The organism is Microbacterium sp. PM5, from assembly GCF_003293595.1.
Classification (GTDB): domain Bacteria; phylum Actinomycetota; class Actinomycetes; order Actinomycetales; family Microbacteriaceae; genus Microbacterium.
Genome location: NZ_CP022162.1, coordinates 1,062,022 through 1,076,811, shown reverse-complemented (window position 1 = coordinate 1,076,811; position 14,790 = coordinate 1,062,022). Strand labels below are relative to the sequence as shown.

Genomic DNA, 14,790 nt, shown 5'->3' with positions numbered 1-14,790 from the left:
TGCGATCAGCCGCGGCCGTCGCCGTGGTCTGCGTGTTCGGAGCTGTCTGCGCCGCCCTGGACGGTCCAGATGGCACCCGTCTCGGTGGAGGGCCGCGCGATGGGGATACGCGTGCCGAGCACCTGCGCGACGACGTCCTGCGCGATCTTCGCGGCCGACAGGCCGGCGTCTTCGAGGATCTGCTCGCGTGTCGCGTGATCGATGAAGGCATCGGGAAGGCCGAGCTCGTCGACGGCCGTGTCGACGCCCGCTTCGCGCAGCACCTGGCGCACGCGCGTTCCGACGCCACCGACGCGGATGCCGTCCTCGATCGTGATCACCAGGCGATGGGCGGCCGCGAGCTTCACGATGGAGGGTTGCACGGGAACGACCCAGCGCGGATCGACGACGGTCGCTCCGATGCCCTGGGCGCGCAGACGCTCGGCGACTTCGACCGCGAGCTGCGTCATCGGGCCGATGCCGACGAGCAGAACGTCCTCGGCCCCGTTCTGCCACAGCACGTCGACACCGTCCGAGAGGCGCTTGAGGGCCGGCTGTTCGACCGCGACGGCGCCCTTGGGAAAGCGGATCACCGTGGGGGCGTCGTCGACAGCGATCGCCTCGTCGAACTCCTCCCGCAAGCGGGCTTCGTCGCGGGGTGCGGCGATGCGGATGCCGGGGACCAGCTGCAGCATCGCGAGATCCCACACACCATGGTGGCTGGGGCCGTCGGGCCCGGTCACACCCGAGCGATCGAGAACGAACGTCACTCCCGCGCGATGCAGGGCCACATCCATGAGCACTTGGTCGAAGGCGCGGTTCATGAACGTCGCATAGATCGCGACGACCGGGTGCAGCCCGCCGAACGCGAGTCCCGCCGCGGAAGCCACCGCATGCTGCTCGGCGATGCCGACATCGTAGACGCGGTCGGGGAAACGCTGCGCGAACGGCTGCAGGCCCGTCGGGCGCAGCATCGCCGCGGTGATCGCGATGACGTCGTCGCGACGCTCTCCGGCCGCGACGAGTGCATCGGCGAAGGCGTCGGTCCAGGCGACGGCATCCGAAGAGCCCAGCGGCTCGCCCGTCGCCGGGTCGATCTTGCCGACGGCGTGGAACTGATCGGCCTCGTCGTTGCGCGCGGGTTCGTAGCCGCGGCCCTTCTCGGTGATGACGTGCACGATCACGGGGGCGCTGTAGTCCTTGGCCAGCTGCAACGTCTCCTGCAGCGCGACGAGGTCGTGTCCGTCGATCGGCCCGAGGTACTTGATGTCCAGGTTCGAGTACAGCGCCTCGTTGTTGGAGAAGCGCGAGAGGAATCCATGCGTGCCGCCGCGGACACCGCGGTAGACGGCGCGCCCCATGGGCCCGAGGCGACGGAAGAAGGATGCCGAGCTCTTGCGCAGGCTCTCATAGCCCTCGGTGGTGCGCACCCGGTTCAGATAGCGAGCCATTCCCCCGATCGTCGGAGCGTAGGAGCGTCCGTTGTCATTGACGACGATCACCAGATTGCGATCGTTGTCGTCGGAGATGTTGTTCAGTGCCTCCCAGGTCATCCCGCCCGTCAGCGCGCCGTCACCGACGACAGCGACCACGTGGTGATCCTTGCGGCCGGTGCGGGTCAACGCCCGGGAGATGCCGTCCGCCCAGCTCAGCGAACTCGACGCGTGCGAGGACTCGACGACGTCGTGGACGCTCTCCGCGCGTTGCGGGTAGCCGGCGAGTCCGCCGCGCGAGCGCAGCCCGCGGAAGTCCTGGCGGCCGGTGAGCAGCTTGTGCACATACGACTGATGGCCGGTGTCGAAGACGAAGGGGTCGTCGGGAGAGTTGAAGACCCGGTGCAGCGCGATGGTGAGCTCCACGACACCGAGGTTCGGTCCGAGATGACCTCCCGTGCGCGCCACGTTCTCGACGAGGAAGTCACGGATCTCCTGCGCGAGCTGCTCGAGCTGCTCAGTGGACAGGGAGTCCAGGTCGCGCGGACCGGTGATCGAAGCGAGCAGACTCATCCTCCGAGTCTACGTCGCCCAAACGCCGACGCCCCGGCATCGGCGTCCCCTTGCAGGGACCGATGCCGGGGCGTTATAACCGGCGCTCAGACCAGCGAACGCAGCACGTACTGGAGGATGCCGCCGTTGCGGTAGTAGTCCGCCTCACCGGGGGTGTCGATGCGCACCTTGGCGTCGAAGACGATCGTCTCCTTGCCTTCCGGCGAGAACTCGCTGGGGGCCGCCGTGACCTTCACGGTCTTCGGGGTGACGCCCTCGTTGAGCTGCTCGAGGCCCTCGATCGAGACGATCTCGGTGCCGTCCAGGCCCAGCGACTTCCAGCTCTGGCCCTCGGGGAACTGCAGCGGCACGACGCCCATGCCGATGAGGTTGGAGCGGTGGATGCGCTCGAAGCTCTCGGTGATGACCGCCTTGACGCCCAGCAGCGACGTGCCCTTCGCGGCCCAGTCGCGCGACGAGCCCGAGCCGTACTCCTTGCCACCGAAGACGACCAGCGGGGTGCCTTCGGCGCGGTAGTTCTCGCACGCGTCGAAGATGTACGACTGCGGGCCGCCCTCCTGCGTGAAGTCACGGGTGAAGCCGCCCTCGACGATCTGACCGTCGTTGACCGCGGCGACCAGCTCGTTCTTGAGGCGGATGTTCGCGAACGTGCCGCGGATCATGACCTCGTGGTTGCCACGACGCGAGCCGTAGGAGTTGAAGTCCTTCTGCGCGACACCGTGCTCGGTGAGGTACTGCGCGGCGGGCGTGCCGGCCTTGATGTTCCCCGCGGGCGAGATGTGGTCGGTGGTGACCGAGTCGCCGAGGGTCGCCATCACCCGAGCGCCGTGGATGTCCGTGACCGGGGTCAGGTCCATGGACATGCCCTCGAAGTACGGCGCCTTGCGCACGTACGTCGAATCGGCATCCCACTCGAAGATCGGGCCCTCGGGCGTGGGCAGGCTCGTCCAGCGCTCGTCGCCGTCGAACACGGTGGCGTACTGCTTGATGAACTGGTCACGGGAGATCGACGAGTCGATGACCTCCTGCACCTCGTCCGGCGAGGGCCAGATGTCCTTGAGGAACACGTCGTTGCCCTCCGCGTCCTTCCCGAGCGGGTCGGTCTCGAAGTCGAAGTGCATCGAGCCGGCGAGGGCGTAGGCGACGACGAGGGGCGGCGAGGCGAGGTAGTTCATCTTCACGTCGGGGCTGATGCGGCCCTCGAAGTTGCGGTTGCCCGACAGCACGGCCGTGACGGCCAGGTCGTTCTCGTTGATCGCCGCCGAGACCTCCTCGATGAGAGGTCCGGAGTTGCCGATGCAGATGGTGCAGCCGTAGCCGACCGTGTAGAAGCCGAGGCCTTCGAGGTCCTTGTCGAGCCCCGACTTCTCGTAGTAATCGGTGACGACCTTGGAACCGGGGCCGAGCGTCGTCTTCACCCACGGCTTCTGCTTGAGGCCCTTGTTGCGCGCCTTGCGGGCGAGAAGGCCGGCGGCGATCATCACCGACGGGTTCGACGTGTTGGTGCACGACGTGATGGCGGCGAGCGTCACGGCACCGTTGTCGAGGAGGTACGAGTCTCCGGCGGGCGAGGTGACGGGCACGGGATTGGATGCCGCGGTGGGGGCGCCGCTGGAGATGTGCACCTCACGCGTCTGCGGCTCCTCGTCGCCGGGCGCCGCGCCCGGGTCGGATGCCGGGAACGAGTGCTTCGACTCGAGGTCGACGATGGAGTTCGAGACGCTGGGCGTCGTGTAGTTGACGATGTCCTTCTCGAACTGCGACTTGGCCTCGCTGAGCAGGATGCGGTCCTGCGGGCGCTTGGGGCCGGCGATGGAGGGGACGACCGTGGACAGGTCGAGCTCCATGTACTCGCTGAATACGGGCTCGCTGTCGGCGTCGTGCCAGAGCTTCTGCTCCTTCGCGTATGCCTCGACGAGAGCCACGGTCTGCTCGTCGCGACCGGTGAGGCGCAGGTAGTCGAGCGTGACGTCGTCGATCGGGAAGATCGCGGCCGTCGAGCCGAACTCCGGGCTCATGTTGCCGATGGTGGCGCGGTTGGCCAGCGGCACCGAAGCGACACCCGCGCCGTAGAACTCGACGAACTTGCCGACCACGCCGTGCTTGCGCAGCATGTCGGTGATGGTGAGGACCACGTCGGTGGCGGTGACGCCCGCCGGGATCTCCCCGGTCAGCTTGAAGCCGACGACGCGCGGGATGAGCATCGACACGGGCTGGCCGAGCATCGCGGCCTCGGCCTCGATGCCGCCGACGCCCCAGCCGAGCACGCCCAGGCCGTTGACCATGGTGGTGTGCGAGTCGGTGCCCACACAGGTGTCGGGGTAGGCGCGCAGTACGCCGTCGCGGCCGGTGCGGTCGTAGATGACCTTCGCGAGGTGCTCGATGTTCACCTGGTGGACGATGCCGGTTCCCGGCGGGACGACCTTGAAGTCGTCGAACGCGGTCTGGCCCCAGCGCAGGAACTGGTAACGCTCGCCGTTGCGCTCGTACTCGATCTCGACATTGCGTTCCAGCGCGTTGTCGGTGCCGAAAAGGTCGGCGATGACGGAGTGGTCGATGACCATCTCGGCCGGCGACAGCGGGTTGATCTTCGCCGGGTCGCCGCCGAGGGCCGTGACGGCCTCGCGCATGGTGGCGAGGTCGACGATGCAGGGCACGCCGGTGAAGTCCTGCATCACGACGCGCGCCGGGGTGAACTGGATCTCGGTATCGGGCTCCGCATCGGCATCCCAGTTGCCGAGGGCCTCGATCTGCGACTTCGTGACGTTGGCGCCGTCCTCGGTGCGAAGGAGGTTCTCGAGCAGCACCTTCAGGCTGAACGGGAGCTTCTCGTACCCGGCGACGGTGTCGATCCGGTAGATCTCGTAGTCGGTGCCACCGACCGTGAGGGTGCTCTTGGCTCCGAAGCTGTCAACAGTGGACACGTCTGCTCTCCTTCGTTGGGAGTTCCTGAGGCCGCGGGCTCAGTCGGTCGGCGGGGTCAGGGTCGGGCATGGACGGCCGTCGCCTGATTCTCCATCATCCCCGCCGCCGCGGCGGCGGGCTAGTGAGGTTGTCCTTACCCGTGGATAGCGCCTCTGGCGCATCACCGGCGAAGGAATTTATCTTGATGTCAAGATAAATCTATCACGCCTCGGATGCCGCGCTGGCGTCGTGCTGGCGCGGATAGACCGCCCGCACGGCCAGCCAGGTGACGGCGACGAGCGGGGCGAACAACGGCAGTCCCATCACGAGCTTCAGGGTGCCGAGCGTGGCGACATCGCCGGCGAAGTAGAAGGGAAGCTGCACCGCGAGGCGCAGGTAGAACAGCGCGGCCCAGGCGATCGCCAGCCAGAAGAACACCCGGCGCTTGCGCGGATCGCTGCGCCAGCGTGTGCTCTCGTTCATGAGGAAGCCGACGGCCAGTCCGATCAAGGACCACCCGACGAGAGCCGAGATCAGAAACGCCGTCCCGTAGGCCGCGTTGGTGATGAGGCCCGGGACGAAGTTGTCCTGTCCTCGGCCGGTCCACAGTGCGAGGGCGGCGGCGGCACCGGTGGCGATGAGTCCCCCCAGTGCCGCACTGGCGGGCGAGCGCTGAACGAGGCGGACGATCGTGAAGACGGCAGCAGCGCCCACCGAGAGCGCGAGCGAGAGTGTGAGATCGGCCGTGGTCGTGAACAGGATGACGAACGCCAGGCCGGGAAGCACGCTCTCCAGCACTCCCCGCCAGCCGCCCATGGCGGCCCAGACGACGTGTCCCGTGTGAGCCTGCCGCGACGGATCGAGACCGGCGCGTCGCGCGGCGTTGCCGAGCGCGCTTCCGAGGAGGTCCGATGCGGACGGCGGAGGTGGCGTGAGCGGAGCGGATGCCGCGTCCTCGGGCTCCTGCGCGGGCGAGCTCATGCGGTGCCGGGGGCGGCGGGCATCTTCAGCGGAATGAGGTCGCGCGGCGGCATGGGGCTGCCGCCTCGCACCACCACGATCGAGCGGAAGAGATCCTCGACGCGGGCGGCGGCCTCGACGTCGGTCGTGGCCGCTCCCCCGATCACACCGCGCAGGAACCAGCGCGGCCCGTCGACACCGATGAACCGCGCGAGGCGCTTTCCGGCGACCGCATCAGGCCCGCTCACGACGGGGACCTCGGCGAGCAGTTCGGCGCCGAGCGGGCCGTGGCGCTCCTCCACGCGCCCGCCCTGCTGGCGGATCTGCTGACGGATCTGGTCACGGGTCTCGTCCCACAATCCGCTCGAGCGGGGCGCGGCGAACGGCTGCACCTGCAGGGTCGAATCGGCGTAGTCGAGGCCGACCGCGACGATGCGCTTGGTCTGCTCCTCGACTTCGAGGCGAAGGTTCAGCCCCTCGCGCGGGAGCACCTTGATGCCACCCAGATCGATGTACGGACGAACGGGGTTCGCCTCTGCCTCGTCGAAGGGGCCGGTCGATGCGCGGTCGCCCGCGCCGGTGGGCTGCAGTTCATCGCTCATGCGGTGACTCCTGTCTGGTAGCCCGTCGAGCCGAACCCGCCCTCTCCGCGCGCGGTGTCGGGCAGGTCGTCGACGGGGAGGAAGCGGACGCGGGGAACGGGCATCACGATCAGCTGAGCGATGCGGTCGCCGGCGGTGATGTCGTACGCCTCATGGGCATCCGTGTTGAGGAGAGCGACCTTGATCTCACCGCGGTAGCCGGCGTCGATCGTCCCGGGTGCGTTCACGATCGTGATGCCGTGCTTGGCGGCCAGACCGCTGCGCGGCACGACGAAGGCCGCGTATCCATCGGGCAGGGCGATCCGCACCCCCGTGCCCACCAGCGCACGAGCGCCGGGTTCCAGTCGCAGGCTCTCCGACGAGACCAGATCGGCGCCGGCGTCGCCGGGATGTGCGTAGACGGGAACCTGCGGCGCGATAATGGGAACGTCCACGGATTCGATCACTCCACGAGGGTAATGCACATCGCCGCTCCAGCCGCTCCCGTTTCCGACGTCCGCTACCGCGAACGGCTCAGCCCGTCGCTGTGGACGCTGCTCAGCTCGGCGGTGGTCGCTCCGATGGTCGCACTGGTGTTCGTCCCGCTGGACGCGACCATCGCTCTCGCCGCGGGCATCGCCGTGGCAGCGGTGCTGATCGGCCTGCTCGTCTTCGCGTCTCCGGTCGTGGAGGTGCGAGCCGGGGAACTCCGGGTCGGTCGTGCGCATATCCCGGTGGATCAGCTCGGCCCCGCCGAGCCGCTGTGGGCAGATGACGCCCGTGCTGCGCGCGGTCCACAGCTGTCCGCGACCGCGTGGCACATGTTCCGCGGCGGGATCGACCCCGTGGTCCGCGTTTCCGTCATCGATCCCGGAGACCCCGTCACCGAGTGGGTGTTCTCGACGCGCACGCCTGATCGCGTCGTCGCCGCGATCAGGCGCGCCCAGTCGCGCTGAGGTCAGCGCGGGTGCGGGGCCGATCCCGCCGGGCGGTCGGTCTTCAGGCGCACTCGATGCAGACGGCGCCGGCGGTGGTCTCGTGGTCGATCTGCGTGCGATGCTTCACGAGGAAGCACTCGATGCAGGTGAACTCGTCTTCCTGCGGGGGCAGCACGACGACATCCAGCTCCAGGTCGGAGAGGTCGGCGCCGGGCAGCTCGAAGCCCGAGGGGTTGTCGGCATCCTCGACGTCGACGGCCCCGGACATCTTGTCGGGAACGCGCTCCTTCAGAGCCTCGATCGACTCGCTGTCGTCGTCGGTCTTACGGGGGGCGTCGTAATCGGTCGCCATGCTCTCAACTTCCAGGTGTGTTGCCAAAGTGCCGACTCGCGGCCGGGGGGACCGACGTGGGGCGGCGATAGTTTGCACGACGGGTTCGGATTTCGCAAATGATCGTCGTGCGCGTGCCCGCTTCCGGCGGGTGCGTCGCATGGAACTCGCGGCGCGCCCGCGATATTCCCGAGTGCGACGAACTGCTGTGACAGCATGGGCCCGGCAATCGAATCGTGCCCGAACAGGGAACGGGAGGGTGTTTCGCATGGAACAGCTCAAGGTGATCGGAACCGAGGAAGGCGTCCTCGTTCTCGCCACGGAGTCCGGCGAACGGTACGCGCTGCCGATCGACGAGACGCTGCGCAGCCAGCTGCGTCGCTCACAGCGCGACAGCGAGCCGCGTGCGGCGCGCCCGAGCCCCCGCGACATCCAGGCTCACATCCGTTCCGGGCTGTCGGCTCAGGAGGTCGCGGAGCTTCTGGGCGCTCGCCTGGAAGACGTGCAGCGCTTCGAACGTCCCGTCCTCGCCGAGCGTGAGCACATCGTGGGGCAGGCTCTGGCCGTCCCGGTGCTCATCGCGGGAGAACTCGATGCCGCGGCGCAGCCGACCTTCGGGGTCGCGGTGCGTGCGAAGCTCGCCGAGGCGGGTGCGAGCGGCGAACGCTGGACGAGCTGGAAGGACGAGGACGGCTGGGTCGTCAAGCTGGAGTTCACCGCGAACGACGTCGACCACGATGCACGCTGGAGCTTCGACCCGCGCCGGAGCAGTCTTGCTCCGCTCAACGCCGATGCGACCCAGCTCTCGCGTCAAGGATCGCTGCCCGAAGGACTGATCCCCCGCCTGCGCGCGCTCGACACCTCTCCGCTGAAGGACGCCTCGCGCTTCGACTCGGGGGCGTTCGGCCCGCGCCGTCTGGACGCCGACGCCGGCGTGCCCGACGCTGACATCGCGCGACCGGACGTGCGAGTGCCGGTCGCTCCCGCGGTTCAGGATGCCGCGATCAAGCGCGCCCCCGATCACGCGGTGACGTCCGCCGAGACAGCGGATCTGCTCGAGGCGCTGCGCCGCCGTCGCGGCCAGCGCGAGCCCATGCCCGAGGAGGAGTCCGCGACCGAGCGTCCGCACTCCCCCGTGGCTCTGTTCGACGCGCTCGAGCCCGGCTATGACGAAGCGGGGACGGATGCCGAAGACACGGCATCCGCGATCGAAGACACCGTCATCAGCGACTCGTCGCGCCGCAAGGGGCGCACCTCCATGCCGTCGTGGGACGAGATCGTCTTCGGAGCGCGCACCGAAGACGGGTGAGTCGACGGGGCGTCGCGGGGCCGGATGATCAGCCGTTCGCGAAGGCGCCGAGTCTGATCAGAGGAACGATGCGTTCCTGATCCGTCCAGGATCCGTGCTGGCCGATCATGCGCTGCGGCTTCTTGTCGGCGACGCGGTCGTCATAATAGGCCACCGCCGTCCGGGCCGCGACGAGCACATCGCCGATGCGATCGCGGACATCGGGGTGCACGTGGGGGCCGAACAAGCCGGCGTCGATCGCCTCCCCGCGTGTCATCACCCACGAGCGCGACTGCTCGGCTTCACGCCAGCGCGCGGCGACGGCCGCGGCGCTGCCGTCCGTCGTGTAGAGCTGCAGCATTCGAGGCTCGCCGGCCACCAGGGCCACATCATGCAACAGCGGATCCCCGTCGCGCAGCAGCACGTGCCGATGCGCCGGCACGTCGACCATTCCATGATCCGCCGTGACGAGCGCGCCGACGCCCGGCGAGAGCATCGCTTCGAACCGACGGAGGTCCGCGTCGAGTTCCTCCAGCCCCCGCAGCCATCGCTCGGATTCCCAGCCGTGCGCGTGACCGAGGGTGTCGAGTTCCGGTATGTAGACGTAGACGAGCGCGCCCGGGTTCGCCGACGCCCGTGCGGCGGCGGCGGTGAGGCGCTCGGCCGGGGTCGCGGCGCCGACGAACTCGGCCCCGCGCTGGATCGCCCGCGTGAAGCCGCTGTCGCGGTATAGGCCCTTGCTCACCACGAACGTGGGCCGACCGGCGTTCGCCTCCCGTTCCAGCAGAGGCTGCGCGCGCTGCCAAGTCATCGGGTCGAGCCCGTCGGTCTCCCACCCCTTGAGCTGGTTGGGGGCGACATCGGTTCCCGGGATGCGGGCGCGGTATCCGACGATGCCGTGGGTGCCGGCGTCGGTCGCGGTGAGAAGCCCGGTGAGGGCGGTGGCCGTCGTCGAGGGGAACGTGCTGCGCGCGGCATCCTTCTTCGTCATCGCCGCCGTCAGGAAACGTGCGTGTCCGGCACGAGCGGTGAGATTGCCGCGCCCGAGTCCGTCGACCAGGACCAGGATCGCCGACCGGGCCGAGACGAACCAGTCACCGGCGTCGGACAGTGACGCAAGCAATTGCGGCACGATGGCGGTGAGGCTCCGGGCTGTGGGCGGGTCCGCGGGTAGGCTGAACGACATCGGGGCCAGTCTCGCATATGGCGCGCGGCCCCACTTCCCGGCCCACCCGAGCACCGAGGGAACCGCAGATCCATGGCAGCTTCGCGCACCGCGTCCATCCCCGAAGATCACGGCCGCATCGAGGACGTCGACGTCTCCGCCGAGATGCAGGATTCGTTCCTGGAGTACGCGTATTCGGTCATCTACTCGCGCGCTCTTCCCGACGCTCGCGACGGCCTCAAGCCCGTGCAGCGGCGCATTCTGTTCCAGATGGCGGACATGGGTCTTCGGCCCGACCGGGGGCACGTCAAGAGTGCGCGCGTCGTCGGCGAAGTGATGGGAAAGCTGCACCCGCACGGCGACTCGGCGATCTACGACGCGCTCGTGCGCCTCGCTCAGCCGTTCGCGCTGCGGGTGCCGCTGGTCGACGGTCACGGCAACTTCGGTTCGCTCGACGACGGACCCGCGGCGGCGCGGTACACGGAAGCGCGCCTGGCTCCGGCCGCGCTCGCTCTCACGGAGAACCTCGACGAGGACGTGGTGGACTTCGTGCCCAACTACGACGGTCAGTTCCAGCAGCCGGCCGTCCTCCCCGCCGCCTTCCCCAACCTGCTCGTCAACGGAGCCTCCGGCATCGCGGTGGGCATGGCCACCAACATGGCTCCGCACAACCTCAACGAGGTCGTCGCCGCCGCGATCCATCTGCTCGAGAACCCCGACGCCACCACCGCCGAGCTCATGGAGTTCGTCCCCGGTCCGGATCTCCCCGGCGGCGGCATCATCGTCGGACTCGACGGCATCACCGAGGCCTACGAGAGCGGACGCGGTACCTTCCGCACGCGCGCGAAGGCATCCATCGAGTCGCTCGGCCCGCGTCGCACGGGCATCGTTGTCACCGAGTTGCCGTACATGGTGGGTGCCGAGCGCGTCATCGAGAAGATCAAGGACGCCGTCAACGCGAAGAAGCTCACGGGCATCGCGGACGTCAACGATCTCACCGACCGCAATCACGGTCTGCGCCTCGTCATCGGCATCAAGACGGGGTTTGACCCCGCGGCCGTGCTCGAGCAGCTCTACCGGCTCACTCCGCTCGAGGACTCCTTCGGCATCAACAACGTCGCCCTCGTCGACGGGCAGCCGCAGACGCTCGGCCTCAAGCCCCTCCTGCGGGTGTATCTCGACCACCGTATCCAGGTCGTCACGCGTCGCAGCCGCTACCGTCTCGCCCGCAAGCAGGAACGTCTCCACCTCGTCGAGGGCCTTCTGATCGCGATCCTCGACATCGACGAGGTCATCCAGGTCATCCGCGCCTCTGACGACAGCGAGCAGGCCCGCGGGAAGTTGATGAGCGTCTTCGACCTTTCCGAGGTGCAAGCCGAATACATCCTGGAGTTGCGTCTGCGGCGTCTCACCCGCTTTTCCCGCATCGAGCTGGAGTCCGAACAGGACACCCTCAAGAAGGACATCGCCGACCTCGAGGCGCTGCTGGCCAGCGATGTGCTCCTCCGCCAGCAGGTCGCCCGAGAGCTGGATGCCGCGGCCGAGACGTTCGGGACACCCCGCCGCACGCTTCTGCTCAACGGCGGACCCGTGGCGGCCCGCTCTCGCAGCGCCGCGGCGGCCGACCTGCAGATCGCCGACTCCCCGTGCCGGGTGCTCCTGTCCGCGACCGGGAGGATGGTGCGTGCCGAACTCGGTGACTCCGGCGAGATCGTCGCTCCGACACGGCGTGCGAAGCACGACGGCATCCTCTCCGCTGTCGACACGACCACGAGGGGTGAGCTCGGCGCGGTCACCACGCGCGGCCGCCTGGTGCGCTTCTCCCCTGTCGATCTGCCGTCGGTGCCGGCGAATGCGGTGCAGCTCGGGGCAGGTACCCGCGCCGACCAGTACCTCGGCCTGGCATCGGGCGAGCACGTCGTGGCCGTCGTGCCCCTCGGCGACATCGTCATCGCCCTCGGGACCGCCCAGGGTGTCGTCAAGCGTGTCGCAACCTCGGAGCTTGCGCCCGGCAAGCACGAGGCCGAGATCATCGCGCTGAAGGACGGAGACCTCGTCGTCGGCGCCGCCGTCGCCCCCGACGGCGCCGAGCTCGTCTTCGTGGCCTCCGACGCCCAGCTGCTGCGCTTCGACGCGGCGAGCGTGCGCCCGCAGGGGCGCGCGGCGGGCGGCATGGCCGGCATCCGTTTGAGCGCGGGAGCCTCCGTCGTGGCCTTCGACGTGGTGACCGAACCGGCGGACGCGGTGGTCGTCACCATCGCCGGGTCCTCCCAGGCGATCGCCGGGACAGACGCGGGAAGCGCGAAGGTGTCGATGTTCGACGAGTTCCCGCCGAAGGGTCGCGCGACCGGCGGCGTGCGCGCTCAGCGCTTTCTGAAGGGCGAGGACGTCCTCACTCTCGCCTGGATCGGAGCGCAACCGCGGGCATTGGCGGCGGACGGCGCCGTGCGTACTCTGCCGGAGCCGGGGGCGAAGCGGGATGCCTCCGGACAGCCACTGGATGCGGTCGTCGCGGCCGTCGGCACGGCGATCGCCTGACGGTCGTCAGCCCAGAGAGACGAGACCGTACTGGGTTGCGCGGATCAGCACTTGGATGCGATCGCGCACGCCCCACTTCGCCGTGATGCGGCCGAGGTGTGACTTGACCGTCGCTTCGGACACGAACATCGCCGCCGCGATCTCCGCGTTGGACATTCCCTGCGCGAGAAGCGTGACCACTTCCAGCTCGCGTTCGGTGAGTTCCTCGTCGCGGCCGAGCTGGCGCGGTGCGGGCGGTTCGTTCTGCTGCACCGAGCTGACGAGCTCCTTCGCGACGCGCGGCGAAAGTACGTACCCGCCCTCGTGAGCGAGGCGCGCCGCGTCGAGGATGCGGTCGGGCGACGTGTCCTTCACCAGGAAGCCCGCAGCGCCGGCGCTGAGCATCGGGACGATCACCCGTTCCGAGGAGAACGTGGTCAGTGCGACGATCTTGATACCGGGAAACTCACGCGTGAGGCGTTGAGTGGCCTCGATGCCGTCCATCTTGGGCATCTGCACGTCCATGAGCACGACATCGGGGTGAGTGCTGCGCACCAGCGCGATCGCGTCGATGCCGTTGTCGGCTTCGCCGACGAGATCGAACCCGTCCGAGGAGTCCAGGAAGACGCGCAGTGCGGCGCGCACCAGCGACTCGTCGTCGACGATGATCACGCGAATCGGTTCGGTCACAGCACCATCTTACGAAGCGCCCGTACTCGTTCTTTTCCGCGCGATGTCGACGAAAGTCGCTATCGATGTAGCCATCCGTCGGTCGTGCGAGATGACCTCTGTTTGAAGAATCGATTCGAGAGATTGCAGGAGGTGAAACACATGTGGTACTGGCTTGGACAGCTCATCGGCATCTGGAAGTAAGTGTTCTCGCGAGATAATCGCGTTGTGACCTCCTTCCGCTCGGACATCGCGCGCTACGCGCGAACGCCCTTCTGGGACTATCTTGCCCTGAGCCCTTTGGCGAAGCGGATTTTGATCATCCTGGTTGCGGTGACCCTTATCCTCGACTCCCTCTTCCGGGCGACCAACGGTGGCAGCACCAGCGTCGTTTCGGCAGTAGTCACCACGACGATGACTCTGTCGGTCGCGCTCTTTGTTTGGCGCCCGCCCATCGGAACAACGGTTCTGATCGTCACGGCCGCAGCTGCGAGTGTGACGGGGGTTGCTGACAGTCTTCTGACTGCGGCGGCCATCCTCGGTTTGGTTGCGTTCACGTGCAGCCCGTTGTTGACGACCACCTACCTGTTGGCGTGGGTCGTTTGGCTGGTCGCGATCGTGAGTAGACCCGGTTCAGGGTTTCAACCACTCGGCGCGGTCATCATCGCGTTCCTCAGCCTCGTCAGTTTGATGATTGGGCTCGCTATTCGGCAGCAGTACGAAAGGGCGCGAACTTTGGCATTACAGCTCGAGGTGAGCGAGCGCGAGGTCGCCGAGCAGCTCAAACACGAACGGGACCTCATCGCTGACGAGCTGCACGACATCGTCGCGCACGAGATCACCATCGTCGCCCTGCACGCCGCGGTCCTGGACCGCACCGAAGACGTGCAGACGCGGTCGCAGTCGCAGACGGCGATCCGCGAAGCCGCGGTGCAGGCGCTCACCGACATTCGTCGCGTGCTCGGGATGGTGCGCGGCGAAGAGAATCTCTCCCCCGAGCGCGTCTCGTCGCCTGATGGGATCACCGGCACGATCGCCGCGGTCACGAAAGAACTCGGACAGGCGGGTATCGCGGTCACCGCGGACGTGCCCGCCGACCTCCGACTGCCGAGTGCATCCCTTGTTGCGCTGACCCGTGTCATCCGCGAGAGCGCGACGAACGTGCTCAAGCACGCCACCGGCGCCCACACGGTCTCCATCGTTCTCCGCGTCGAGCGCGGTTGGGTGCACCTCACCTTCGCCGACGACTCACCGCCGGCGCGCACCGCCGGACTCCCGGCGTCGGGCTACGGCATCATGCGTCTTCGAGAGCGCTTCCGACTGTTCGGCGGCACCTTCGAATCGGAACGGAAATCCCAGGGGTGGGTCGTGAGCGCGTCACTGCCCCTTTCAGGCTGATCAGGAAAAAACTTACGCATACGCGTCGAAGTAGACGAAAGTCGCAGTCGGTTC

Annotated in this window: 12 protein-coding genes; 4 read left to right on the top strand and 8 right to left on the bottom strand. The window is 68.1% G+C overall.

Annotated features, from left to right (window positions below; genetic code table 11):
- Positions 1 to 5: 5 nt before the first annotated feature.
- The 5 genes from dxs to dut form a co-directional block, all read right to left on the bottom strand.
- Positions 6 to 1,985, bottom strand: a complete 1,980-nt coding sequence (gene dxs, locus CEP17_RS05300) for a 1-deoxy-D-xylulose-5-phosphate synthase (protein ID WP_112931514.1) — start codon at positions 1,983 to 1,985, stop codon at positions 6 to 8.
- A gap of 86 nt (positions 1,986 to 2,071) precedes the next feature.
- Positions 2,072 to 4,909, bottom strand: a complete 2,838-nt coding sequence (locus CEP17_RS05295) for an aconitate hydratase (protein ID WP_112931512.1) — start codon at positions 4,907 to 4,909, stop codon at positions 2,072 to 2,074.
- 202 nt (positions 4,910 to 5,111) lie between these two features.
- Positions 5,112 to 5,870: a DUF3159 domain-containing protein gene (locus tag CEP17_RS05290; protein ID WP_112931511.1), complete on the bottom strand. Its 759-nt coding sequence runs from the start codon at positions 5,868 to 5,870 to the stop codon at positions 5,112 to 5,114.
- A complete protein-coding gene (locus CEP17_RS05285; RefSeq protein ID WP_112931510.1) occupies positions 5,867 to 6,451 on the bottom strand; it encodes a DUF3710 domain-containing protein in 585 nt (194 codons plus the stop codon). Before CEP17_RS05285 ends, CEP17_RS05290 begins: the two co-directional genes overlap by 4 nt.
- Complete coding sequence (gene dut / locus CEP17_RS05280) at positions 6,448 to 6,897, bottom strand: dUTP diphosphatase (protein ID WP_204359860.1); 450 nt, start codon at positions 6,895 to 6,897, stop codon at positions 6,448 to 6,450. Before dut ends, CEP17_RS05285 begins: the two co-directional genes overlap by 4 nt.
- Before the next feature lie 12 nt (positions 6,898 to 6,909).
- Here dut and CEP17_RS05275 point away from each other — a divergent pair, with 12 nt between their 5' ends.
- Positions 6,910 to 7,386: a DUF3093 domain-containing protein gene (locus CEP17_RS05275; protein WP_039415950.1), complete on the top strand. Its 477-nt coding sequence runs from the start codon at positions 6,910 to 6,912 to the stop codon at positions 7,384 to 7,386.
- Positions 7,387 to 7,429: 43 nt separating this feature from the next.
- Here the strand turns inward: CEP17_RS05275 and CEP17_RS05270 are convergent, their stop codons facing one another.
- Positions 7,430 to 7,720 (bottom strand): DUF4193 domain-containing protein, encoded by a 291-nt coding sequence (locus CEP17_RS05270; RefSeq protein WP_036317658.1) that lies wholly within the window; start codon positions 7,718 to 7,720, stop codon positions 7,430 to 7,432.
- 247 nt (positions 7,721 to 7,967) lie between these two features.
- Here CEP17_RS05270 and sepH point away from each other — a divergent pair, with 247 nt between their 5' ends.
- Positions 7,968 to 9,008: a septation protein SepH gene (sepH, locus tag CEP17_RS05265; protein WP_112931509.1), complete on the top strand. Its 1,041-nt coding sequence runs from the start codon at positions 7,968 to 7,970 to the stop codon at positions 9,006 to 9,008.
- 28 nt (positions 9,009 to 9,036) lie between these two features.
- Here the strand turns inward: sepH and CEP17_RS05260 are convergent, their stop codons facing one another.
- A complete protein-coding gene (locus CEP17_RS05260) occupies positions 9,037 to 10,173 on the bottom strand; it encodes an alkaline phosphatase family protein (protein WP_112931508.1) in 1,137 nt (378 codons plus the stop codon).
- Between the two features lie 72 nt (positions 10,174 to 10,245).
- Between CEP17_RS05260 and CEP17_RS05255 the strand changes: the two genes are divergently transcribed.
- Entirely contained in the window at positions 10,246 to 12,690 is a 2,445-nt protein-coding gene (locus CEP17_RS05255; protein WP_112931507.1) for a DNA topoisomerase IV subunit A, read from the top strand.
- Positions 12,691 to 12,696: 6 nt separating this feature from the next.
- Here CEP17_RS05255 and CEP17_RS05250 read toward each other — a convergent pair whose 3' ends face one another.
- A complete protein-coding gene (locus tag CEP17_RS05250) occupies positions 12,697 to 13,359 on the bottom strand; it encodes a response regulator transcription factor (protein WP_083867958.1) in 663 nt (220 codons plus the stop codon).
- Between the two features lie 207 nt (positions 13,360 to 13,566).
- Between CEP17_RS05250 and CEP17_RS05245 the strand changes: the two genes are divergently transcribed.
- Complete coding sequence (locus CEP17_RS05245) at positions 13,567 to 14,736, top strand: histidine kinase (protein WP_239498591.1); 1,170 nt, start codon at positions 13,567 to 13,569, stop codon at positions 14,734 to 14,736.
- The last annotated feature ends 54 nt before the right edge of the window (positions 14,737 to 14,790 follow it).

What these genes read in the sequence shown, in the direction of transcription:
- sepH (WP_112931509.1), top strand. Translation starts at nt 7,968, where the DNA reads ATGGAACAGCTCAAGGTGATCGGAACCGAGGAAGGCGTCCTCGTTCTC.
- CEP17_RS05290 (WP_112931511.1), bottom strand. Translation starts at nt 5,870, where the DNA reads ATGAGCTCGCCCGCGCAGGAGCCCGAGGACGCGGCATCCGCTCCGCTC.
- CEP17_RS05270 (WP_036317658.1), bottom strand. Translation starts at nt 7,720, where the DNA reads ATGGCGACCGATTACGACGCCCCCCGTAAGACCGACGACGACAGCGAG.
- CEP17_RS05255 (WP_112931507.1), top strand. Translation starts at nt 10,246, where the DNA reads ATGGCAGCTTCGCGCACCGCGTCCATCCCCGAAGATCACGGCCGCATC.
- CEP17_RS05285 (WP_112931510.1), bottom strand. Translation starts at nt 6,451, where the DNA reads ATGAGCGATGAACTGCAGCCCACCGGCGCGGGCGACCGCGCATCGACC.
- dxs (WP_112931514.1), bottom strand. Translation starts at nt 1,985, where the DNA reads ATGAGTCTGCTCGCTTCGATCACCGGTCCGCGCGACCTGGACTCCCTG.
- CEP17_RS05260 (WP_112931508.1), bottom strand. Translation starts at nt 10,173, where the DNA reads ATGTCGTTCAGCCTACCCGCGGACCCGCCCACAGCCCGGAGCCTCACC.
- CEP17_RS05275 (WP_039415950.1), top strand. Translation starts at nt 6,910, where the DNA reads ATGCACATCGCCGCTCCAGCCGCTCCCGTTTCCGACGTCCGCTACCGC.